Origin of the sequence: Mesorhizobium sp. STM 4661, assembly GCF_000359125.1 — a bacterium.
Taxonomy (GTDB): Bacteria; Pseudomonadota; Alphaproteobacteria; order Rhizobiales; family Rhizobiaceae; genus Mesorhizobium.
Genome location: NZ_CAAF010000003.1, coordinates 83,657 through 107,267 on the forward strand (window position 1 = coordinate 83,657; position 23,611 = coordinate 107,267).

Here is a 23,611-nt window from a genome sequence, read left to right on the forward strand (position 1 = left end):
TACGAGAACGAGAATCAGGCCTGATCCCATGCATTACCGATCGATCTCCGACATGAACGATGCGATTGTCAGAAGCCTCCACCGGCTACCGCGCGACATCGACCTGGTGGTCGGCGTTCCCCGCAGCGGCATTCTCGCCGCCACGCTGGTGAGCCTGACGGCGAACATCCCGATGACCGACCTGGACAATTTCCTCGCCGGAAAGATCTATACTTCTGGCGTCACCAAACGCCGTGCCGCGCTCGACCGGCAGGCCTCCGAAATGCGCAATATCCTGGTGATCGACGACAGCGTCAGCGGCGGCGCCGCCATGCGCGACGCACGCAGCCGGATAGAGGCCGCCGGCATCAAGGCGGACTTCACCTATGCCGCGGTGTTCGGCCTGTTGGCGCAGCATGAGGAAACCGATCTCGTCCTCGACGTCGTGCCGCATCCAAGGATGTTCCAATGGAACTTCATGCACCACAAATTCCTCGGGCAATCCTGCGTCGACATTGACGGCGTGCTTTGCCTGGATCCCACCGAAGCCGAAAACGACGACGGGCCGGCCTACGAGAAATTCCTGAGCGGAGCGCTGCCTCTCCATGGCCCGACCCGCAAGATCGGCTGGCTCGTCACCAGCCGGCTCGAAAAATACCGCGCGCTTACCGAAGCATGGCTTGCAAAGCACGACATCCAATACGATCACCTGATCATGCTCGACCTGCCGAGCAAGGCGGAACGGCAGCGGCTTGGCGTGCATGGCAGTTTCAAGGCCGATTTCTACCGCAAGTCCGATGCCATCCTATTCATCGAAAGCGAGCACCAGCAGGCGCTCAATATCGCCAGGCTGTCCGGCAAGCCGGTGCTGTGCGTTGAGACACATCTTGTAAGCTATCCCGACGCGCTGTCGCTGCCGTCACTTGGGCAGACGGCGCGCAATCTCCCGGCCAGATTGCGGCAGATCAATTCGCCTGACGGACGCAAGACGGCCATCAAGACCGTCGCGCGCACGCTGCTTGGCGAACGCGGCTACGAGACGCTCAAGAACCGGGTCAAACGACCGGCCTGACCTCTCCCCGAAATGTGAGATGCGACAAGGAGCCCTATTCCATGAAAATCCTTTTTGCAGGCGGCAATGGTTACACGCCGCAGTTCAGCGGCGGTGTCCAGTCCAGCACCCATCACCTGGCCGAGCAGTTGCTCGAGCATGGGCATGAGGCGTCAGTGCTTGCCGCCCTGTTCGGCCAGGGCGTTTTCGGGCTCAAGGCGCGCGCCAAGATGAAGCTCCTGAGGCAGCGCGCGGTCATCGACAGCTATCCGGGCTACCCGGTGGTAAGGGCCTGGTTTCCCTGGGAGGCGGCGGGCTTTGCCGTCAAAAAGCTGAGGCCAGATGTCGCCGTGGTCCAGTGCCACAAGTCGGTCCCGATCGGCAAGGCGCTGCAGGCCGAGGGCGTGCCGCTGGTCGTCTATCTCAGGAACGTCGAGTTCCATGAACTGGGCGGCGACCTGCGCGAGCTGCATTCGGCGCACTACATCGCCAATTCCGAATTCACGGCGCGCAGCTACAAGGCCAGGTTCGACATCGATTCGACGGTCATCCCGCCAACCATCAATCCAGCATTCTACTCAACGCCGACGACGGGCCAGTTCGTCACGCTGATCAATCCTTATGAGGAAAAGGGCTTCGAGCTTGCGGTGCGCATTGCCGAGGCTTGCTCCGAAATCCCGTTCCTGTTCGTCGAAAGCTGGAAGCTTGACGACGATCATCGGGCCCGGATCGAGCAGACGATCGCGCCGCTCGGCAATGTCACGCTGGAGAGCCGCACCAGCGACATGAAGACGGTCTATGGCCGCACGAAGATCCTGCTTGCCCCAAGCAAATGGGAAGAGGCCTGGGGCCGGGTGGCGTCGGAAGCCCATTGCAGCGGCATTCCCGTCGTCGGCTCGCGTCGCGGCGGCCTGCCCGAAGCGATCGGCTCCGGCGGCGTGGTGCTGGACTATGACGCCCCGCTCGCCGACTGGGTGGCTGCGATCAGGCTCCTGTGGAACGACAGCCGGGAGTATGAACGGCTCTCGGCGGCGGCGCGCGCATTCTCCGAGCGCCCCGCCTTGAACCCCGAGCGCCAGTTCGCCACTTTCTTCTCGCTGCTCGACAAGGCCGCGCAACAGCCTTCACGAAAGGCCGCATAGGGTCCAAATGCGCGTCGCGACGCGAACCGGCACGGCGCGAAGCGGCACGAAAGCCGTGGCGAACGCGCTTGTCTCAAGAAAGGGTTTTATCTGATGGTGCTGGACATCAGGCCGGACAAAATCACCAACGACCATTTCGATCTCGTCGCCATCGGTTCCGGTTTCGGTTCGGCCTTCTTCCTGCACGGATTCGCGAAGCGCCGAAAGGCCCGCATTCTGGTTCTGGAATGGGGCCGGCACAACACGCATGAATGGCAGCTCGACCGGAACGCCAACACCGACATCGACGATGAGACGACCTACAAGACCAATTCCGACAAGCCTTGGAATTACACCATCGGATTGGGCGGCGGCACGAATTGCTGGTTCGCGCAGACGCCACGCTTCCATCCGAACGACTTCAGGCTGAAAAGCCTTTACGGCATCGGCAACGACTGGCCGATCGCCTATGACGAGCTCGAGCCGTTCTACTGCGATGCGGAAGACGTCATGTCGATCTCCGGCGATCCCGACATGGCGGCGATGATGCCGCGCTCCAGGCCGTTCCCGCAGCCGCCACATAACATGTCGACGCCGGACCGGATGATGAAGGCGGCGCAGTCGGACCAGCACTTTGTCATGCCGACGGCGCGGGCGCGTGTACCGACGGCGCAGCGAACCTCATGCTGTGCCAATCTGCGATGCGGCCTTTGCCCGGTCGACGCCAAATTCACCGTCAACAATGGCCTGATGCATGTCTTCGAGCATCCCGACGTTTCGGTCTGCCTCGGTGCCGAAGTGCGTCGTCTCGACCATGTCGGCGGATCTGTCCGTTCGGTCACATTCACCCATGACGGCAAGGAGTATCAAGTCAGTGGCGACCTTTTCATTCTCGGCGCCAATGCCATCCAGAGCCCGGCGATCATGTTGCGCTCCGGCCTGTCGGGCGAACTCGTCGGCCGCGGCCTGCACGAGTCCTACGGATGGAATTTCGAAGCCTATCTCGACGGTATCGACAATTTCGACGGCAGCACCATCACCACTGGCCTGAATTTCGGCCTTTATGACGGCCCCCACAGAGCCGAGCATGCGGCAGCCCTCGTCTATTTCGAAAACCGCTGGCAGCACGGGATGCGCCCCGAGAAGGGACGTATCCGTCAGACACTTCCCCTCGTCATTGTGACCGAGAATCTGCTCGATCCCGAAAATTTTGTCACCCTCGACAAGGGCGACAACGCATTCGTCAGTTTCAAGGCACCGTCGAACTATGCCGTCGAAGGCATGGCGCGAGCGCTGGAAAAATTACCAGCGCTTCTCGCTCCATTGCCGGTCGAACAGATATTCGATCGCGGCATCCGGCCGACCGAGTCGCATGTCCAGGGCACATTGCGGATGGGTTCGAGCCCAGCGGATTCGGTCGTCGACAGCGACATGATCCACCATCAACTCCGGAACCTGGTTGTCGTCGGCACCAGCACCTATCCAAGCTGCTCCTGCGCCAACCCAAGCCTGACCGCGGCAGCCCTCTCCTTGCGGGCGGCGAGCCGGATAGCGTGAAAGGAGACGCCAGATGATCGAGGTTTCGCGACGCGCGGCACTGGCCATCCTGGCCGGCGGGGTTGCTTCGTCAGGTATCGCCTACGCCGCCGTTTCCTCGCTTTCGGACGAGGACCTGGTGCGGGTCACGCTCGAAAAATACTTCGGCAAGCTCAACATGCGCATCGAACATCTGCAGCAGTTCGTCCTGGAATTTCGGAACCGCAATCCGTGGATATTTCCGAACGAAAAGCTGGGCGATGCCGTCACTCTGCTTGAAGAGCTAAAACTGGGCGCCGCGCGCCAGCTGCTGCCCGAAGAGAAAAAGCAGGATCTCAGGCATTTCGACCGTTGGGTGATTGCCGAGTTCCATATGCTGACCGACTACGCCTGGCGCAGTTCGCCAAACGACCCGATCCGGTTCACCGGCTGGCATCCATGCACCAACCCATTCGCCAATTTTGAGATGCGACAGGACGCCTAGAGTGGTTCATCGTTTCACGGAAACGCCGAACCGCTCTATCTCTTTGTTTTTGCGCAATTCCCTAGGGAAAGCGCTATGCGCTTTTCCCGGGAAAAGGCCTCATGCCGCCATCCTGCCGATCGAGTGGTATTCGATGCCGTGGCGAGCGATGACCTTCGGATCGTAGAGGTTGCGGCCATCGAAGATGATCGGCGTCGTCAGCGCATCCTTCATCGCGTCGAAGGACGGGGCGCGAAAGCTCTTCCATTCGGTGGCGATCAGGAGTGCGTCGGCGCCGCGCAGCGCTGCCTCCTTGGTCCCGCACAAAAGCAGGTCGTCGCGCAGCCCGTAGATGTGCTGGCATTCCTGCATGGCCTCGGGATCGTAGGCCTGCACCTTGGCGCCGGCCTTCCACAGCGCTTCCATCAGGACACGCGCCGGCGCCTCGCGCATGTCGTCGGTGTTGGGCTTGAAGGCCAGGCCCCACAGCGCGAAGGTCTTGCCCTTGAGATTACCCTTGAAATAGCGGTTCACCTTGTCGAACAGAACCGACTTCTGCGCATTGTTGCGTTCCTCGACCGCGCGCAGCAGCTTGGCATCGAATTTGACGCCTTCCGCGGTCTTGATCAGGGCGCGCACATCCTTCGGGAAGCACGAGCCGCCATAGCCCAGGCCCGGATAGATGAAGTGGTAGCCGATGCGCGGATCGCTGCCGATGCCCTTGCGGACCTCCTCGATGTCGGCGCCAAGCTCCTCGGCCAGATTGGCCATTTCGTTCATGAAGCTGATCTTGGTCGCCAGCATGCAGTTAGCCGCGTATTTGGTGAACTCGGCGCTGCGCACGTCCATCACGATCATCTTCTCGTGGTTGCGGTTGAACGGGGCGTAAAGCTCGCGCATCACCGCCTCGGTGCTCTCGCTGCCGGTGCCGACGATGATGCGATCGGGCTTCATACAGTCGGCCACGGCGGAGCCCTCTTTAAGGAATTCCGGGTTGGAGGCGACGTCGAAAGCCAGATCCTCGCGACCGCGCGCCTTCAGCGTGGCCGCGATCTTGGCCTTTACTTTTTCGCAGGTGCCGACAGGCACGGTCGACTTGCCGACGACGATCTTGGGTGCGTCCATCTCCCGGCCGATGGTCTCGGCGACGGCCAGCACATATTTGAGGTCGGCCGAACCATCCTCGCCCGGAGGCGTGCCGACGGCGATCATCTGGATCTCGCCATGCTTGACCGCCGCGACCGCGTCCGTGGTGAACTTGATGCGGCCGGCCGCATGGTTCTCCTTGACCAGGTTTTCGAGCCCGGGCTCGTAAATCGGAATGAGGCCCTGATTGAGCCGTTCGACCTTTTTCGCGTCGATGTCGACGCACACCACCTGATGGCCGACTTCCGCAAGCACCGCCGCCTGGACGAGACCGACATAGCCAATTCCAAAGACTGTCAGATTCATTCGGTTTCATTCCTGTTCAAGGCTTCGGACTGTCTTCGGTCCGGCCGGTTCAGATGCGTTTTTCCAGGCCGTGATTTCACGACTAGTTCGTTATGCCGCATGCCAGCGATTCCGGAAACTGGCACGGTTGGCCTAGTGCGGTAAATGCGACGCGATCCACCTGCGTTGTGAGCTTGCGACCCGGATCCGAAAACGGGCCCATCCAGTCCTTCAACGTATCGCTGCCCCAAAGGCTGAAGAATATCTTTTGCGCATGGGTGGGCAGCTTTGCCGGATCGGTAATCGTGTTCACAAGCTTGCCATTGACGTACCAGCGCAGCCTGTCCTTCTCCCAGACGAAGGCATAGTCGTTGAAGGCCTTGTCGGTGCCGCCCGCGACATCGACCAGCTTCTCGTTCTTGCCCTTGCCGGCAATGTAGGCGTTGACCTGTATCTTGGACGTGTCCTTGGTCAACACTTCAAAGTCGATTTCGTCCCATGGCTGCTTGTCGGAGGGGCCGATATAGGAGAAGAAAGCCGCGTTGATGCCGGAGCCTGAATCGGTTTTCATCCGCGCCTCATAGGTGCCGTAGCCGAAGCGCTGCTTGGTCTGGATCTCGGCGCAGGCAAAGTCGCGGTCTTTCAGCTTGCGCTTTTCGAAGCCGAGCGTCAGCACGCCGTCGGAAAGCTTGACCAGGTTTTTGGACCAGATGCAGTTCTGATAAGCGCCGTTCGTCCAGCCGTCGGCAATGTACCAGCGCGAACGGTCGAATTTGCTGAAATCATCGACGAATGATGGTGCGCTTTGGATATCCTCGGCACGGGATGGGGCCGGGCCTGCAATCAGGCCACCGAGAACGACCAGCACAAACGCGCCAATCGAGCATAGCCGCCTGCTTTGCCTGATCCAGTGCGGAAACGGCATTCCGCCGGTCGATGGGCCGCCGGTTGTCAGGGTGCCAGTTGTGGGGGTGCCAGTTGTGGGGGTGGACGTGTTTTTCGGATTCGCGCTCATACCAAACTCACCTTTGTGCTGTGCGCCCCCAACCCAAAGTCGATGTTCGAACCGTGATGAAACAAGCTGATCTTGACCCTTCCTCCGCCCCTGCGCTTCACTTCTTGCTCCAGCACAAGCCTGTTGCCTGCGGCGTCAGCCAGGATCCTGGCTTTCAGCGCGCGCCGGCGGCCGGCTTGGCGAAAGCGGCCTTGGTAGTGGAGCCATGCTGGGCATTCTGGTCGAAGATTTCATCCAGCGAATGACGGATATCCTTCATTAATTCGCTCTGACGGGTGAGCGCCGCGATCCGGCGCTCGCAATTCAGGATCGACTTCGTCAATTCGCCGACTTCCGCCGAACTTTTGGAGGACGCCGCTCCATTCTCCATCGCCTCGACCAGGAAGGCCGCGTTGGTGGCCTTTGTCCGGTAGCGGTTCTCAAGTCCGCTCTTTTCCGCCTCGACCTCGGCGGCGATCTGGTCAAACAGCTTTGCCAGGCGATCGAGGCGCGCAATGTCGGTCTGCCTGTCGCGAGCCGGATCCCTTGATCTGAAACCGAATATCGAAGCCATGCGCTCCTCATCCCAGCGAGATATTTGGGCCGTTTCGATCGACCAACCAGAATTGCTGCACCGCAACATACAGTGCCATCCCAAGAGCGAGTAGGCAACCACCTAAAGCGCGCCGCGTCTGAAGAAAATCATGCGACGCGTCTTAAGCCTTTGTTTTTATGTGGTTGTTGCCCAAATCGCCGCTCACCTTGAGCGGCATGCATCAAACCGCGGACTCGTGAATCCAGTCGAGACGGCGGGTAAGAAGCTGACGACATGAGCACCAAGGCTTCGGCGCGAACCGCTTACGTCTCGCTGGCCGGGCTGGTTGCGGCCATTAGAAAGCGCCGCGGCGGCACATGCTGGTGCTTCGAGACGAAGCCGAAGTGGCGGAACAGCGCCTCCAGCTTGTCGGCGGCGACGCCGCGAACGATGGGGACAAGATTGGACTGACTGGCCAGCGCATAGGCCGCGGCCGATGCCAGGCCCCGCTCTGCCTTCACGTCGAGGAAGTTCCGCAGCCGGTATTTGTCGCGCACATGCCGCTCATGCCTTCTGAGCACGGCTTTCGAAGCTTCCGGCAAAGTGTCGATCGCCAGCAGCGCCAGATCCGCATCGGCCAGGCGCTTGAGATCCTGGGTCTTGTGCCGGCCACTCAGCGAATCGCCGCGAACGATCGCGCCATAGCCACAGGACCTGATGACCTTGAACCGTGCCCCGCAAGCGACCGCGCGGGCGTAGAGTTCATAGTCTTCGCCCAGACGCAGGTTTTCGTCGTAGCGCAGCCCATGCCGGTCGAGGAAGGCCCGGCTGATCACCGGTTTGAGGAAGCCCAGTTCCCCTCTCTGCACACGGCGCCTGGAAATGTTGCCTTCGATGAAGCGCTCGAAATTGAGAAACTCCGGATCGGCCGAAAACCGTGGGGCCACGATTTTCGAGACATCGGTCGCCGCATCGTCCCGGATCAGCATGATGTTGTCGGCCGCGAAATCCCAGTTTGCGCCGGCGAACAATTCGCGAAATCGGCCGGCGAGAAAAAAATCGTCGGCGTCCAGAACGCTGATGAATGGCGATTTGGACCTGGCGATCGCGGCGTTGCGGGCGAAGGAGGGGCCACGGTTGACGTCGAAGCGGATGATGCAAAGCCGGCCGCTGCCATCATCGGCCGCCTGAGCGACTTTCACCGTATCGTCGGTGGAGGCGTCGTCGACGACGACGACTTCCGTCACCTCCGGTTCGCGCAAAGCCGATGCGATGGCAGCCGGGATTGTCCGCGCCGCGTTGCGGGCGGCGATGATCACGCAGACCTGGGATCCTGTCATGGCTTGGCCTCTCGATTGCACAGGTGGCTCCCGAATTTCCTTCCCGTCCCAATGCCCGATATCACTGTCATCGACTGCCCGCTCATCGGCTGCCCGAGTGTTCGAAATGCGTCGGCCGACGCTTATGCTGCAAGTGCTATGCTGCGGGTGCGAAGCAAAGCATCGCCAAAATCATTCGCGCCGTCCAGTCTTTCCTTTCGGTGCCGCCACGGCGCAAATCGGTGAGGGGCGAACATCCGCGGATAGTGCGCGTTGCCGCATGGGCGCCGGTGTTGATTGCGAATCAAGCCAGCCGGCGGCTCGGTCGCATCCGGTCGTCAAATGAATGCTGTTCAGCGAGTAGTCGTAAGGGGCCGACACGTCCCAAAGCGCGTCGCGTTTGAACGGATTCATGCGACGCGCTTTAGGTTCTTGTTTTATGCATGTCGTTATCGCAAAACCGCTACGCATCCCCGGTTCAAGCCCGAGGGCATGCTTTTGCGCGATATGCATTAGCGCCGAATCAACGTGGGCTGGCTCTCAGTGCAGGCTTCGCCTGGCGCTGAACTTCTCGCCATCGGCCGCTTCGGTCGAATTGAGCTTTCGTTCGGCATCGCGAATCTTATCAGCCGGCGTCGGGGCGTTTCTGGCAATCATGACGAAGACCAGCAGAAAATAGCCCAGCTGGATGACGATGGCGCAGCCGATGACACGAAAAAGCGTCGTGCTGAACGAGGCGCCACCCAAATAGGACCAGGCGACCACGATCGCCAGGGCGAAAATCATGCCGATGATGAATTTTGGTAGCGACATACCCCACAGCCTGTCAAATCTGCTCGGGCATAAATCGATGATTGACCCACCCCGAGCCTCCCTTCGCCATGCGGGCTTGTTGAGGCGCCCGCTTTTCGGCCGGTTGCTTCCGGCCTTTCCCACCCTGTCCATACTCCGACAGAAACCATTTGCAATTCTATTGGGGCGTGCAATAGCCGGCAAGGCCAACCACAAATAAATTTGAACGAGTTGACCAGATCGACTCTGCCATGCTGCGATGCACACATCGGCATCAAGGCCGGCGACCGGATATGGACTCACTTCAGTAAGATCTACAATATTGATTAGTATTTTACGTTAAAAACCCTCTATGTTTTGAAATTCTAAAGCACGCTGACGCTCCAAACTGCTGCACAAAGAGCGGTTCGCCCAAAATCAGCCCCAAAAAGGCACTAGATTTTTCAAAGTTGCCCATAAAATGTCACACGTATGCCATAAAGTGCAAATTTTGGGCAGGATCAGTTTATTATTTAGTCAATTCATGACGCGACTATTTCAAGCCGCCGGGAAATTGTGTGTTGCGCTGCAACATTTTTTTGGTATCGTGCGCCAAAACCATCCGGTCAACGGCCAAAACCATCCGGTCAACGTATGGAGACTAAAGCATGAGGGACATTGCCAAGCCGGCCAATGCGGATTTTTCGGAGGCTGGCATTGATTTTCCGCCACCGATCGGCGGGCTCATCAAGCGCAGCTTCGATATCGCCGGTTCGCTGATTGGGCTGATTGCGCTCAGCCCATTGTTTTTGATGGTCGCGCTGCTCGTCAAATTTTCCGATGGCGGGCCGATTTTCTACGGTCACAGCCGAATCGGCCGGGGAGGACGGATTTTCCCGTGCCTCAAGTTCCGCACCATGGTTCAGGACGGCGAACGGGTGCTGGCCGCATATCTTGCCGCCAATCCGGACGCCAACGCCGAATGGATAGCGACCCGCAAGCTGAAGAGCGATCCGCGCGTGACGCGCGTCGGTGCCGTGCTGAGGAAGCTCAGCCTCGATGAGCTGCCGCAGATCATCAACATCCTGCAGGGCGAGATGAGCCTTGTCGGGCCGCGCCCCGTGGTGCGTGACGAATTGGAGATCTATGGCAGTTCGGCCGTCTACTATCTGAAATCGCGTCCCGGCCTGACCGGGCTCTGGCAGGTCAGCGGACGCAATGACGTTTCCTATGACAGCCGCGTCGCCTTCGATCGCCACTATGTCGAGAACTGGTCGCTGTTCGAGGACATTCGCATCATCATCAAGACCGTTCCCGCGGTGTGGATGTCGCGGGGCTGCTACTGACCGGAAGACGGTCCTGACATTGAGGAGCGACTGTCCAAAGTACTTTATGCATGTCGTCATCCCAAAACCGCAGCGCGCTTTGGGCGACATGCATTAGATGCCAAGCATTCTGCAGCAAGCTCAAATGGGCGGGGCCAAAGCGGATCGGAAAACGTTCAGTTGAAAAGAGACATCTTCGAGATCTCCCGCGCCGGCATTCTTGCGAATCGCATGCGGCGGATGCGGCTTATGACCACTTGCCTCGCGCTGGCGCTTGCCGTCCCCCAATTTGCCGCCGCCGACGAATACCGCCTCGGATCGCAGGACAAGCTGACCATCCGCGTCGCCGAATGGCAGACCGTTGAAGGCACGTTCCGCGACTGGACGGCCGTCAACGGAGAGTACACGGTCGGTCCTGCCGGAACATTGTCCGTGCCGTTCGTCGGCGAGATGCCGGCATCCGGCAAGACCACGGCCGAGGTCGCGGCAGCGATCGGCCAGGCGCTCCAGCGCAAGCTCGCTCTGGCGGACCGGCCGGAAGCCTCCGTCGAAATGGCGCAGTACAGGCCGTTCTACATTTCCGGGGAGGTCCAGACGCCCGGCCAGTATCCTTACGTGCCGGACCTGACCGTCCTGAGGGCGATGAGCATCGCCGGCGGTGTCCGACGGAGCCCCGAAGGACAGCGGTACGATCGCGACATGATCAATGCCAAGGGCGATTTTGACGTTCTCCAAGACCAACGGGTCCGACTGATCGTCAGGCGCGCGCGCATCGAAGCGGAGATCGCGGACAAGTCGACGTTCGACGTGCCCAAGGAGGTGGCCGACGATCCAAAGCTTCCCAGCATCGTCGCCGACGAACTGGCGATCCTGACGGCCGACCAGAAGAAGCTCAAGCTGCGCCTGCAGGCGCTCGACGAACTGAAGGCGCTGCTGCAGAGCGAGATCGAATCACTGCAGAAGAAGATCGTCAACCAGCAGCGGCAGGTCGACCTGGCAAAGGAACAGCTCAACGGCATCGGCTCACTGGCGCAAAAGGGCCTGGTCGTCAACACGCGGGTTCTGAATTCGCAACAGACGATCGCCGACCTGGAAGGCCAGATCCTGGATTACGACACGGCCGTCCTCACCGCCAAGCAGGCGATCAGCAAGGCAACCCAGGACGCCATCGATCTGGAAAACACCCAGAATGCGAGCCTCGCCACCGACCGGCAGCAGGCAGAAGCCGATCTCAGCGAAACAATGCTCAAGATGAACATGCAAACAGGCCTGATGTCCGAAGCCATGTCGGGGAACCCGGCGTTGCAACGCTATCGCGACGGCGAAGAGCCGACACTGTCGTTTGCCCTGATTCGGGTGGTCGACGGCAAGACCAGCGAAATCGCCGCCGGCGAGGACACGCCCGTGCTGCCCGGAGACGTGATCAAGGTGAAATTGGCGCCAATGGCTATCCAATAATAGTCTGCAACCTAAATCAGGGGGCTTTGTCATGCACAGTGAAAGGGACGAAATAGTCAGTCGGGAAAGAGAATTTCACAATCTCAGATTTAGTCAGGAGGCGGATCCAAGAGAAAATCTGGACAAGTGGTATCGAACAATCCGCCACGGTGCTGAACATCAAGACAAGCAAATAAAACGCCTTTCGAAAAACGCGGACGTGCTCGAGTACGGTTGTTCCGATGGTGGGTGGTCCCTGCATTCCCTGCACCTGCCCGGTCTTTGCCGATCTCTGGCGGGGATCGACATTTCGGACGTAGCAGTAAACAAGGCGAACGAACGGGCGAGCACGCTTGGAAGCACGAACGCTACATTCCTGGCGATGAATGCTGAAGCCATGTCCTTCGAAGACAACAAGTTCGACCTGGTGTATGGACGCGGGATCATCCATCACCTGGATCTGGATCGGTGCTTTTCCGAGGTGGTCCGTGTCCTGAAGCCGAACGGCGTGGCGTCCTTCTACGAGCCGATGGGACACAATCCTCTCCTGAATGCCTACAGAAGGCGGACACCCCTCATCCGCACCGCTGATGAACATCCTTTGTTAATTTCGGACTTCGCGTTGGCTCGCCGCTATTTCAGCAATGTCCAGGTGGAATATTTCGGCCTGTGCTCCGTAGGAAGCGCGCTGATGCCGCGAGGCATCTCGGAGACCGTCTACACAGTTGGCAAAGCTATCGATTCAGTCGTTCTGACACTACCCTTTGTGAAGCGGTTCGCATGGTATGCGCTCCTAACCCTTAGGGCTTGATCAACTCGGGCGAGCGTGAAGGAGCAACTGCCGCTCGCCACCGCTTCAGAGCTGCCTGCGAGATAGTTGTTTGGCCTTAGCGCTGTTAGGCGGCGTCTTCAAAATCCTGTCTGGCGTCGAAATCGGGCGTCATAGCGGAATTGGAGCTGGGTCCGTGATCACCCAAAGTGCCTCCTTACGAAATCTGGTTGCAGGAAATCCTGCCCGAAAAATTCGCGAAATTGTGGTGTCCCAAGATATTCACGGCCTTGCTTAGCCCGCCGCGGTTTCTGGTTCCGCGAGGTTGGCCGCGGTCCACCGGGGACGGGCAACAGGCACCCTCACCAGCTTGAAGTAGCTGTAATAGAGGAGGAAGGAGCCCATGATGTAGGGGTTGAAGGTATCGATCTCGACGAAGGACCGGATGACCAGAAGCACCATCACACCGGCAAGAATCACGGACTCGGCCTGCCATGTCCTGAATATCAACGCCGATATGTGGCCCCACAGCGTCCGCAGGATAATCAGCGAAATCAGCGTGGCCCCGATATAGCCGAGCTCGACAAGCGCTTCGATATAGGTGTTGTGGAAGTGGAAGCCGCTTCGGGTTGTGATGTAGAACTCGTTCCAGAGCCGCTCGGCCTCGGCGAAACCCTGCACCCAATAGGCCGCGTAGCCGACGCCAAGCACTGGCGATCGCTGCGCCGCTTCCCAGCCCTGCTGCCAGAGGTAGGTCCGCCCGGTGAGCGTCGAATCCTTGCCGAAGAGGCCAAGGACGAAATCCAGGAGGCCGGCATTCACGGCAACCAGCGCGACCACGACCAGTCCGCATGCGCCAACCAGGAAAATCACCCGTCGATAGCGCAGCGAAAGCTTCTTGGTCATGGCAAGCAGCGCTACTAGGAGGAGAACCGCTGGTAACGAAGCCGTCGAAGTGGCCGAATGCGCGACGACCAGAAGATAGGCCGACAGGACGACGACCGGGACCGTCAGGAAAAGGCTCAGCCGGCCGCGTCTGAGAAAGACCAGGAAGACGATGCAAAAGTAGATGCCAAGCGACGCGACAAAGCCGAGCTGGTTCTTGGAGCTGAACGCGCCGACGAAATTGTATGTCCCGTCGAGAACGTCATAGGAAAAAGCGCCGACCTTGAGCGAATAGAGCAGGACGAAAAAAATCCCGATCAAGGCGCCGATCGTCAATGTCCGGACGCTGACGGTACGCGCGGCGATGTAGGCGCAGGCAATATGGGAACAATACTGGAGCGCGGTCCTCGCCGTAATGCCGGGGGCATCCGACCAGAACACCGAGAAACAGACATAGAAGGCAAAAATCAGCGGAAGCCAGGCACTGGAGACGCCCCGCAGCAGCCGCCGGTAGTCCACCAGGATGAGAGGCAGCCAGACCGCGTAATAGGCCAGGATCAGGACCGGACCAAAAACGGTGGAATAGGAAAACGCCCAGATGGAGACGGCAACGGCAAACGCGCCGTAGACCGAGTTCTTCTCCTGGTCGATCAACAGAGATTTTGGAATCTTCATCTCGGTAGCGGATTCCCGATCATGCAACTCCACGCAATTCAGCGCCGATTCGCCGCCGCGCCCCTTAGAGCATTTCCATTGTGCAGTGCAATATAGCCCAACCTCCGCCATCTGTCACCCAGAAGACGGTTTTTGACCGCACGCCGCGCCACTGGATGCGCTCGAACGGACAAGGTGTCGCCAAGAAGCCAGACCCCTCGGTCGCCTGCTCCTGGCCTAGCATGAACCTGTTCGGAGGCTCCAGTCCCCGACTTGAACTTCCCTGTCGTTGACTTCACATTCGCCGCCGATTGGAGGAAGATCCCATGCCGATGAATTTTACGGGACGGTTTGCCGGACGCTCGGCCGTGATCACGGGTGGCGCCTCCGGCATCGGCCTGGCCGTGGCGCAAAGGATCGTCGACGAGGGCGGTCGCGTTTCGATCTGGGATCGCGATCCCGCCCAGATCGAGCGGGCCAGTGCCGTCATTGCGGACCTGCACGGCGTGACTGTCGACGTCGCCGATCCCGCGGCCGTCGAACGCGCCGCCCGGCAGACGATCGAAGCGCTTGGCGCGGTCGATATCCTGGTCACCAGTGCCGCCATCACCGGGCCGAACATGACGATGTGGGACTATTCCACCGACGATTGGCGCCGGGTCATCGACATCAACATCAATGGCGTCTTCTACTGCAACAGGGCGCTGGTTCCGCATATGCTCGAACGCAATTACGGCAGGATCGTCAACATCGCCTCGATCGCCGGCAAGGAGGGAAATCCCAACGCCTCGGCCTACAGCACATCGAAGGCGGCGGTGATCGGCATGACCAAATCGCTCGGCAAGGAACTGGCCAAGACCAAGGTGACGGTGAACTGCGTCACGCCGGCCGCCGTGCGCACGGCGATCTTCCAGCAGATGAGCCAGCAGCACATCGACTTCATGCTGTCGAAAATACCGATGGCGCGCTTTGGCGAGGTCGAGGAGGTGGCGGCGCTGATCTCATGGATCGCTTCCGAGGAATGCTCCTTCACGACCGCCGCCGTCTTCGACGTTTCCGGCGGCCGTGCCACCTATTGAGGCAAGCCGGACGCAATCTGCCAATGGGCTGTGCTTCATTTGACTGGCGTTGAACCTCCCCTGTCCGACGCGGACCTGCTCGACCGCTTCCAGCGTGCAGCCTTCGGCTATTTCCTGGAAACCGTGAACCCGGAGAACGGGCTGGTCGCCGACACGTCGCGGCCAAATTGGCCGGCCAGCATCGCTGTCGTCGGCTTCGCGCTGTCCTGCTATCCGGTCGGAGTCGAGCGCGGCTGGGTGACACGCGATGCTGCCATAAAGCTGACGCTTGCCGCGTTGCGCTTTTTCTGGAACAGCCGGCAAGGCAATGGCGAAGACGTCACCGGCCATAAGGGCTTCTATTATCACTTCCTCGACATGCGGACCGGCCTGCGTGCCTGGCGCTGCGAATTGTCGATGGTGGACACGGCACTGCTGATGGCCGGCGTGCTGGTGGCGGGGGCCTATTTCCTGGGCGACGGCGAGGACGAGGTCGAAATCCGCGAACTGAGCGAGACGCTCTACCGGCGCGTCGATTGGCGTTGGGCGCAAGGCAGCGGTCCGACCTTGCGGCAGGGCTGGAGGCCGAAGAGCGGTTTTCTCCGGTACGATTGGGAAGGCTACAACGAAGCGACGATCCTCTATCTGCTGGCAATGGCCGCGCCGGACAAGCCAGTCTCCAACGACAGCTATGCCGCCTGGACGGCCACATATCAGTGGGAAACCATCCATGGCTACGAAGTGCTTTATGGCGGTCCGCTGTTCATGCACCAGTTCTCGCATGCCTGGATCGACTTCGATGGCATCCAGGACGCGTTCATGCGGGAGAAGAACTCGGACTATTTCGAAAACAGCCGCCGCTCAACCTACCTTCATCGGGACTATGCGCGGCAAAACCCCGCTGGCTTCGACGGTTACAGCGAAGGACTATGGGGCCTTTCGGCGGGCGACGGACCCGGCAATTTCCGCGCCCGGATCGCGCGGCGGCCGCGCAAGTTTTCCGGCTATGCAGCGCGCGGCGCACCCTTCGGCCCCGACGATGGAACGATCGCGCCGTGGTCGTATCTGGCATCGCTGCCCTTCGCGCCGGAGATCTGCCTGCCGGCACTGCGTCTCCTGCGGGAGCGCCACCCCCAGGTGATCGACAATTTCAGGATGCCGAGCGGCTTCAATCCGACACTGGCGAACTGGCGAGACTTCGGCACGAGCGGCTGGCTATCGCAGGGACATTACGGCCTGGACCAGGGTATCGTCGTGCTGATGACCGAGAACCACCGTTCGCGCCTGATCTGGAACCTGATGCGGTCAATCCCGCACATCCGTCTCGGCCTGCGCAAGGCCGGGTTCAGCGGCGGTTGGCTGTCGCAGCCGGCGAGCGCTCCCAAGGCTGGTTCTGTCGAATGATGGCCATGGCCTTGTCAGTCGACCACGGCGACAGCGGCCTGATCGGGGATCTATAGTGCTGAGCGGCCGCCTGGAGCTTGACGAAAGCACCATTCGGCTAAAGAAGTTCCAAGTGAAATCGCATGGCCGCGGAACACGCTGGATGCCGCCTGACATAACAACCGACTATGCAGTCCGGCTCCTGGCGCAGGGTTATATATGCCTGCCACTTCGTACCGGCGGCAAGCATCTCGACCTTGAGGCGATGGGCTATGATCCGCTGCATCTGCACACCCGACGCAAGGATTTGAAGGAACTGGCTTTCTGTTCCGTCGCGTTCCAACTGTCGCAGAAACCACCGACCCGTGAGGATATCGAGCGCTGGTTTTGCAATTTCACCGGCAATGTCGGCATATTGGGAGGCTTCTCCAACTTGCTGATCCTGGATTTCGACAACGCCGCCGCATATCAAGGTTGGCAAGGCAGGCATGGTGAAATTGCCAGGCGCACGCCGATGGCAAAGTCCCCGAAGGGCTTTCATGTCTATCTGAGGACGCGTGAGCCGATGGTATCGTCGAGCCTGCATTTCGGCATGCGCCGGATCGGCCACGTCAAGGCACTTGGCGGCTATGTGGTGGGCAGCCCCTCGGTACTCAAGGACGGCTCTTCCTACGGCTGGTTGGAGAATCAGTCGCCTTTCGATGTCGAGCCACAGCCGATCGACAGCCTTGCCAGTCTTGCGCTGCGCCCGGTCACGCCGCTCAAGCACTATTACGACCGCATGCTGAACCGTGGCTTCTTCGAGCGGCAGTGATCAAATCCGGGCAAACAGGATTGGAGGTCACGGTCGTCATCCCGGCAAGGAACGCCGCCGCAACGATCGATGCCGCGTTGCTTAGTCTGATGCCCGACAGGGATCTGATCGGTGAAATCCTTCTGATCGACGACGGTTCAGACGACCGGACCGAGGCGAAAGCGACCGAAAGCGCGCGACGACATGGATTGCCGCTGGAAGTCCTGAGCGTCAGCCTCGGCAATGCCGGGGCCGCGCGCAACGTCGGCATAGCGCGAGCCAAGGGAAAGTCGATATTCTTCCTCGATGCGGACGACGAGTTGATCAGGGGAGGCCTGTCGCTGCTGCACGACGCGCTCGAACGCAATCCCGAGGCAGGCCTGTCGATCGGGGCCAGCATCCGTCGCACGCGCGGGCGGCCGGACAAGCTCAAGGCACCGCACGGCTATACAAGCGACAAAGCCGAAAACACCAGGCGGTATCTTCGCAACGAACTCTGGCCGATCGCCATGGGAAGCGCGCTGATTTCGACAGCGGCGACAGCCGCCATCCGCTTTCCCTCGGCGATCGGTCTCGACGAAGACACATGCTACTGGGTCGCCATGCTCGCGCGCTTCGATGCAGCCACGATTTCGGCGCCAGTGCTGCTCTATCATCACGACGAAACCAGAATGGCGCAGCGCTTCATCCATGCGCCGCGCGGGACGTTTCTTGCCATAGCGCTCGAACTGGACAGGTTGGCGGACCTGGGCGTCGAAAGGGATGCCCTTCAGTGGCGGAAAGCCTGGATAGCGCAACGAATTTCGCGGCAGCTGATCAAGCACAAAATGTACGCCGATGCGGCGGCCATGATGCGGGCTGTCCGTGCCCACAAAATGATCGGCCGGAGCTGGAAGGCCTTGCAGTATGGCGCCCGCATCCGCTTGGGGAGCCTGGTTCCGGGGCGCGCGATGGAGACAGGGCATTCAAACCGCGACGCCGATCACGGTAAGGAGCGGCGCACGCTGGTGCTCTGCTACGATCCGGCCTTCCCCCCTGTCTCGGGCGCGGATTTGAGAAACCATCACAACGCCAAGGCCGCGGCGGAACTGGGGCCGGTCTGCCTTGTCTCGATCCGGCCGCGGACCGATCCGTCGAAACCGGCCGACCCGCGCATTCGAATAGAGGCCTTGACGCTCGCGGGGGAAATCCGCACGGCCTCGATCGGCTGGTGGAGAACAGGCGCCGAGAAACGGATCCCACGCACCGCGCTGAGGCGCCTGGAGGCGATTATCCGCGCCTTTGCCCCGGACAGCATCGTCGTCGAAGGCATTGCCTTGTTCAAGCTGCTCCGATCCTTGCGGCCATTGGCGGGGCAACTCATTCTCGACATGCACAATGTCGAATCCGATCTGGCGGGCCAGTTGCATCACGCAGACAGGACAAGATCGATGCCTGTCCTCTATGGCGTCAGACGCCTCGAAAGGAAGGCGCTCGCCATCGTCGACAGAGCCTGGGTCTGCTCGCGGCTCGACCACGAAAGACTGACTGCTGTGTCCCGGCGCGCGGTGCCGATCGATATTGTTCCGAACGGCATCCCTCGCTTCGAGGACATTGCGGTTGACCTGCCTGCTGAGGCAGCAATATCCGAAGGCTTTCCGATCATTCTCTTCATCGGCCATCTCGGATACAAGCCAAACATCGATGCCGCCGAGCGTCTTGCCCGCACCATCCTGCCCCGCATCCGGCAACGATTGCCGACCGCAAGATTGGTTCTTGCCGGCCGATACCCCAAACCGGCCGTGAAGGCGCTGAACGGGCTGCAAGGCGTCGACCTCGTCGAGAATCCGGACCATGTGACGCCGCTGCTGGCCCGCGCGCATCTCAGCATCATTCCGCTTTCGGCGGGCGGTGGCACGCGCATCAAGATCCTCGAAGCGATGGCCTGGGGCATTCCGGTGATCGCGACGCCGCTGGCGGCCGAGGGGCTGGATCTGGTCGACGATGAAGAGGTGCTTTTGTCTGATTCGGATGAAGGGCTTGCCGGCATGGCGGTCGAGCTTTGCCTGGACCGCACGCGCATGGCGAGGCAGCGCGCCCGCGCGCATGAGGCCGTGTGGTCCCGGTTTGGCCCGCAAACCATCCGCAACGCCGTCCGCGCCGGATTTGGGGCCGGATTTGGGCTGGACGATGCCGGCTCATGACGCCCTTTCCAACCGCCGATCGATGAGCTGCCGATGATCCCCACCATCCTGCACCAGACGTGGAAGACAGACAGCGTCCCTGCCCGCTTCCAGGGCTATGTCGAAAGCTGGAAACGGCACCATCCCGGCTGGACTGTCATGTTCTGGAACGACCGGATGCTGCTCGAGTTCGTCGCCGAGCACTATCCGGATTTCCTGCCGACCTTCTGCAGCTATTCGCACGGCGTGCTGCGCGCCGATGCGGCACGCTATCTGCTGCTGTATCATTTTGGCGGCGTCTACGCCGATATCGACTGCGAATGCGTCGCGCCTTTCGATCCGATCATGGGCGAGGAGCGGATCGTGCTCTGCACCGAGCCGGCTTCACACGAAGTCCTTCAGGCGAAGTTTCGAGGGCTGCCCTACCTGCTGTTCAACGGCACGATGGCGAGCCCGCCCCGGCATCCCTTCTGGCTGGAGCTCCTGTCCCTGCTGCCGGGATTGGTCCATGCCAAGGAAGCGCTCGACGCGACCGGACCCTGCGTGCTGACCTCAGCGCAGCTCGGCTATCGTGACCAGGCGGCCTTCGCCATTCATCCTCCCGCCCTGTTCGCGCCAATGGACTCGGCCGGGCGCACGGAGACGCAAGCCGGCAGCGACACGCCGACACTGTCGATCCATCACTGGGCGGGTACATGGTGGACGGCACGGCCCGCGACGCGGTGGCGGGACAAGGTTCGCAATCACGCCTACCGGTTCTGGCACCACCTGACACGCGGCGCCCATCTTGACGAGGCCGCGGCGAAAGCAAGCGTCAGCCAGGCGGCGCTTTCGGCGCCGCGTCCTTCGGGGTCGAACATCGCCATACTGGTGCCGCTTCGCGATGCGGCCGACCACATCCAGCCGTTTCTCGATGCCTTGCAAAGGCTCGACTATCCCAAGGACAGGATCAAGCTGGTCTTCTGCGAGGGCGACAGTTCCGATGGCAGCTGGGAAAGGCTCAAGGCGGCAACGGCGCCGCTTGCCGCCAGCTACCGCGGCATCGTCCTGCTGCAAAAGCATCTGGGCACAAGCCTTGACCGGGACAAGCGAGCGAAGCCGCGGCGGCAGCGCGAAAGACGGGGCGCCATTGCCAGGATACGCAACCATTTGATCGATCACGGGCTGGATGCCGATGATGCCTGGGCGCTGTGGATCGACATCGATGTCTGGCGATTCCCGAGCGATGTCGCCGACCGATTGATCGCGGCAGGGCATCGCATCGTGGTTCCCAACTGCGTCAAGATCGCCGGCGGCGACAGCTTCGACTTGAACAGTTTCGTCACCACCCAGCCCGAAAAAAACTATCGCTACTATCGCGAGATACGCGGCGGTCTTTACCAGCCGCCCGCGTATTCGATGAGCCGGCTACATCTCAGCGATATCCGGCATCTCGAAAGCATCGGTCTCGACGGGGTCGGCGCAACCATGCTGCTTGTCGATGCCGCATTGCATCGCGGCGGCCTGCGGTTTCCGGAAATCCCCTATCGCGACCTGATCGAAACCGAGGGCCTTGGCGCCCTCGCCAACGACCTGGGCATCAGGCCGGTCGGCCTTCCCAAGCTTGAGATATTGCATGTTCCGTGGTGACCGGACGTCGAGCCTATTTGCCGCGCACCTTGTGCGGCGAGCCAAGTCAGGCCGGCATTTTGAATGTCTTCCGACCTGCCTGATCCGTGCGCGATACTTTCTGACTCTGATTAGCCGGCAAATGTATAGGCGGTTTTCACGGTGGTGTAGAATTCCGCCGCGTAGCGGCCCTGTTCGCGCGGGCCGTAGCTCGATCCCTTGCGGCCGCCGAAGGGGACATGGAAGTCGACGCCTGCCGTCGGCAGGTTGACCATCACCATGCCAGCCTCCGAATTGCGCTTGAAATGCGTGGCGTGCTTGAGGCTCGAGGTGCAGATGCCCGAGGTCAGCCCGAACGGCGTGTCGTTGGCCACGGCGAGCGCCTCATCATAGTCCTTGACACGGATGACGCTGGCGACAGGCCCGAAGATCTCCTCGCGTGAAATGCGCATCGCGTTGCTGGCTCCGGTGAACAGCGCGGGCCGCAGGTAGAAGCCGGGGGTTTCGCGATCGAGCCGCTCGCCGCCAAAAGCGAGATCGGCGCCTTCCTTGCGGCCGAGGGCAATGTAATCCTCATCCTGTTTCAGCTGGCTGTCGTCGACGACGGGACCGATCTGGGTCTTCGCATCGAGGGCATCGCCGACGACCAGCTTGCTCATGCGGTCCTTCAGCGCCGCGACGAAGCGGTCGTGAATGCCCTCGGTCACGACCAGCCGGGACGATGCCGTGCAGCGCTGGCCGGTCGAGAAGAAGGCGCCGTTGAGCGCGCAGTCGACGGCCGTGCCGAGGTCGGCATCGTCGAGCACGACGAGCGGGTTCTTGCCGCCCATTTCGAGCTGGAACTTGCGCATGTGCTCGACGCTTGCCGCGGCGACCCGTTTGCCGGTACCGACCGAGCCGGTGAAGGTGATGGCATTGAGGTCGGGGCTGTCGAGCATGGCCTGGCCACCACTGAACCCTTGCCCATGACGAGGTTGAGCACGCCCTTGGGCAGGCCGGCGCGATGCAGGATGTCGACAATGGTCCAGGCGCTCTCGGGGACCAGTTCGGCCGGCTTGAAAACGATGGTGTTGCCGTGGGCAAGTGCCGGAGCGATCTTCCACGCCGGGATGGCGATCGGGAAATTCCATGGCGTGATGATGCCGACGACGCCGACCGCTTCGCGCGTGATCTCGACACCGACGCCCGGACGCACGCTCGGCACCAGTTCGCCCGACAGGCGCAGCGTCTCGCCGGCGAAGAAATCGAATATCTGGGCGGCGCGCACGGTCTCGCCAATACCCTCGGCCAGCGTCTTGCCTTCCTCGCGCGCCAGGGACCGGCCGATTTCATCTTTCCGCGCGGTGATCTCGTCCGATGCCTTCCTCAGAGGGCCGGAACGCGACCATGCCGCAAACGCCGCTTTCGCCGCCGCGATGGCTTGCCGGGCCTGCTCGGCGCCGGCGGAAGCATACTCGCCGACGACATCGCCGGTATTGGATGGATTGATGTTGCGGGAACCGGGCTCGCCCACCCACTCGCCATCGATGAGATTCTTTCGAAACAGGGTCATGTCGCAGTTTCCTAGCCGTTCGGTTGCCGTCTATCTGGACCACTGGCCACCACACCGCAAGGCCGCCGGACGGTAAAGTTCTGCTGTTCGACAGGCATGTGCTGCACATAGCTCACACTGCGAAAGACCAGAACAGGCAGGCCAGCGTCGCCGCGGCGAAAACGACAAAGAACAGGCTTCTCAGCAGGATGTTGCGGCGCAGCTCATTCATGAAGAGATGGCATGCCACGACGGCCGCGACGAACAGAAAGCGCCAGTTCAGCAGCGCCGTCAGGACGCCGCTCTGACCGAAAGCCCATCTGGCGGCGAGGCAGCCGATGATGGTCGCGAACAACACGATCACCGTCCAGAAGATGGCATCGGCGGCATTTGTCAGAACGATGCCGGCCGCCCTGATGGGCAGGATCATCATCAGCAGCGCACTGAAGAAATAGACCGCGGCAAGCGGGATGAAAATCCCGACGTCGGCCATGTCGTCCAGGCGTTTGGCGCCGATCGCGCCATAGGGATAGCCATGCCTGGCCACCGCCAGGCTCAGCGCCATCAGCAAAGCCGTCAGCACGGCGACCAATGCGAATGAAGTGAGGGCCTTGCTCATGTTGTTCCTTTTGATTTGCGCATGATCCTTTCCGAAAATCCGATTTTCGGAGGTTATGCGCAGGCGAATCGAACAGGAACGTTGGTAGCCCACCGTTTGTAAATGGCTGGTAAGCGTTGGGGGGAGCGCGGTGACCAGGCTTTCGGAAATTGCCTTCATGGCAGAACCGTTCCTGGCCGCAGAAAAT

The 23,611-nt window shown here is 60.8% G+C and carries 19 protein-coding genes and 2 pseudogenes; 13 read left to right on the forward strand and 8 right to left on the reverse strand.

What is annotated here, in order from left to right; all coding sequences use genetic code 11:
- The first annotated feature begins 28 nt into the window (after positions 1–28).
- From MESS4_RS00555 to MESS4_RS00570, 4 genes are all read left to right on the forward strand, one after another.
- The gene (locus MESS4_RS00555) at positions 29–1,051 is read left to right on the forward strand and encodes a phosphoribosyltransferase (protein ID WP_006325254.1); all 1,023 of its coding nucleotides are present in this window, start codon (positions 29–31) and stop codon (positions 1,049–1,051) included.
- A 41-nt stretch (positions 1,052–1,092) separates the two neighbouring features.
- Complete coding sequence (locus MESS4_RS00560; protein WP_006325256.1) at positions 1,093–2,172, forward strand: glycosyltransferase; 1,080 nt, start codon at positions 1,093–1,095, stop codon at positions 2,170–2,172.
- A 93-nt stretch (positions 2,173–2,265) separates the two neighbouring features.
- Positions 2,266–3,708 carry a GMC family oxidoreductase gene (locus MESS4_RS00565; RefSeq protein ID WP_006325258.1) on the forward strand — a complete coding sequence of 481 codons (1,443 nt, stop codon included), beginning with the start codon at positions 2,266–2,268 and terminating at the stop codon, positions 3,706–3,708.
- A 13-nt stretch (positions 3,709–3,721) separates the two neighbouring features.
- A complete protein-coding gene (locus MESS4_RS00570) occupies positions 3,722–4,171 on the forward strand; it encodes a hypothetical protein (RefSeq protein ID WP_006325262.1) in 450 nt (149 codons plus the stop codon).
- A gap of 99 nt (positions 4,172–4,270) precedes the next feature.
- Here the strand turns inward: MESS4_RS00570 and MESS4_RS00575 are convergent, their stop codons facing one another.
- The 5 genes from MESS4_RS00575 to MESS4_RS00595 form a co-directional block, all read right to left on the reverse strand.
- On the reverse strand, positions 4,271–5,602 hold the full coding sequence (locus MESS4_RS00575) for a UDP-glucose/GDP-mannose dehydrogenase family protein (protein ID WP_006325264.1): 1,332 nt from the start codon (positions 5,600–5,602) through the stop codon (positions 4,271–4,273).
- Between the two features lie 82 nt (positions 5,603–5,684).
- On the reverse strand, positions 5,685–6,596 hold the full coding sequence (locus MESS4_RS00580) for a family 16 glycosylhydrolase (protein ID WP_006325266.1): 912 nt from the start codon (positions 6,594–6,596) through the stop codon (positions 5,685–5,687).
- A 154-nt stretch (positions 6,597–6,750) separates the two neighbouring features.
- Positions 6,751–7,149: a hypothetical protein gene (locus MESS4_RS00585; RefSeq protein WP_006325267.1), complete on the reverse strand. Its 399-nt coding sequence runs from the start codon at positions 7,147–7,149 to the stop codon at positions 6,751–6,753.
- 284 nt (positions 7,150–7,433) lie between these two features.
- Positions 7,434–8,450, reverse strand: a complete 1,017-nt coding sequence (locus MESS4_RS00590; RefSeq protein ID WP_006325268.1) for a glycosyltransferase family 2 protein — start codon at positions 8,448–8,450, stop codon at positions 7,434–7,436.
- Positions 8,451–8,969: 519 nt separating this feature from the next.
- A complete protein-coding gene (locus MESS4_RS00595) occupies positions 8,970–9,242 on the reverse strand; it encodes a hypothetical protein (protein ID WP_006325271.1) in 273 nt (90 codons plus the stop codon).
- A gap of 626 nt (positions 9,243–9,868) precedes the next feature.
- Here MESS4_RS00595 and MESS4_RS00600 point away from each other — a divergent pair.
- The 4 genes and pseudogenes from MESS4_RS00600 to MESS4_RS35090 all read left to right on the forward strand — a co-directional run.
- On the forward strand, positions 9,869–10,546 hold the full coding sequence (locus tag MESS4_RS00600; protein WP_006325274.1) for a sugar transferase: 678 nt from the start codon (positions 9,869–9,871) through the stop codon (positions 10,544–10,546).
- 228 nt (positions 10,547–10,774) lie between these two features.
- Positions 10,775–11,983: a polysaccharide biosynthesis/export family protein gene (locus MESS4_RS00605; RefSeq protein ID WP_006325276.1), complete on the forward strand. Its 1,209-nt coding sequence runs from the start codon at positions 10,775–10,777 to the stop codon at positions 11,981–11,983.
- A gap of 31 nt (positions 11,984–12,014) precedes the next feature.
- Positions 12,015–12,773 carry a class I SAM-dependent methyltransferase gene (locus tag MESS4_RS00610; protein ID WP_006325277.1) on the forward strand — a complete coding sequence of 253 codons (759 nt, stop codon included), beginning with the start codon at positions 12,015–12,017 and terminating at the stop codon, positions 12,771–12,773.
- 103 nt (positions 12,774–12,876) lie between these two features.
- Positions 12,877–12,990, forward strand: a pseudogene (locus MESS4_RS35090) (acyltransferase); the annotation flags it as partial.
- Positions 12,991–13,025: 35 nt separating this feature from the next.
- Here MESS4_RS35090 and MESS4_RS00615 read toward each other — a convergent pair.
- Complete coding sequence (locus MESS4_RS00615; RefSeq protein ID WP_036240343.1) at positions 13,026–14,291, reverse strand: O-antigen ligase; 1,266 nt, start codon at positions 14,289–14,291, stop codon at positions 13,026–13,028.
- A 305-nt stretch (positions 14,292–14,596) separates the two neighbouring features.
- Here MESS4_RS00615 and MESS4_RS00620 point away from each other — a divergent pair, with 305 nt between their 5' ends.
- From MESS4_RS00620 to MESS4_RS00640, 5 genes are all read left to right on the forward strand, one after another.
- Positions 14,597–15,349, forward strand: a complete 753-nt coding sequence (locus MESS4_RS00620; protein WP_006325280.1) for an SDR family NAD(P)-dependent oxidoreductase — start codon at positions 14,597–14,599, stop codon at positions 15,347–15,349.
- A 39-nt stretch (positions 15,350–15,388) separates the two neighbouring features.
- Positions 15,389–16,732, forward strand: coding sequence for a glucoamylase family protein (locus tag MESS4_RS00625; RefSeq protein WP_081609601.1), 1,344 nt, complete (start codon positions 15,389–15,391; stop codon positions 16,730–16,732).
- 142 nt (positions 16,733–16,874) lie between these two features.
- Positions 16,875–17,525, forward strand: a complete 651-nt coding sequence (locus tag MESS4_RS00630) for a bifunctional DNA primase/polymerase (protein WP_157385491.1) — start codon at positions 16,875–16,877, stop codon at positions 17,523–17,525.
- Positions 17,526–17,545: 20 nt separating this feature from the next.
- Complete coding sequence (locus tag MESS4_RS00635) at positions 17,546–19,687, forward strand: glycosyltransferase (protein WP_244441036.1); 2,142 nt, start codon at positions 17,546–17,548, stop codon at positions 19,685–19,687.
- Positions 19,688–19,720: 33 nt separating this feature from the next.
- Positions 19,721–21,295, forward strand: a complete 1,575-nt coding sequence (locus tag MESS4_RS00640; protein WP_006325284.1) for a sugar-binding protein — start codon at positions 19,721–19,723, stop codon at positions 21,293–21,295.
- 110 nt (positions 21,296–21,405) lie between these two features.
- Here MESS4_RS00640 and MESS4_RS00645 read toward each other — a convergent pair.
- Together MESS4_RS00645 and MESS4_RS35095 are read right to left on the reverse strand one after the other, a co-directional pair.
- Positions 21,406–22,826 (reverse strand): annotated as a pseudogene (locus MESS4_RS00645) (aldehyde dehydrogenase family protein).
- Between the two features lie 112 nt (positions 22,827–22,938).
- Positions 22,939–23,424: a hypothetical protein gene (locus MESS4_RS35095; RefSeq protein WP_006325285.1), complete on the reverse strand. Its 486-nt coding sequence runs from the start codon at positions 23,422–23,424 to the stop codon at positions 22,939–22,941.
- Positions 23,425–23,611 lie beyond the last annotated feature (187 nt).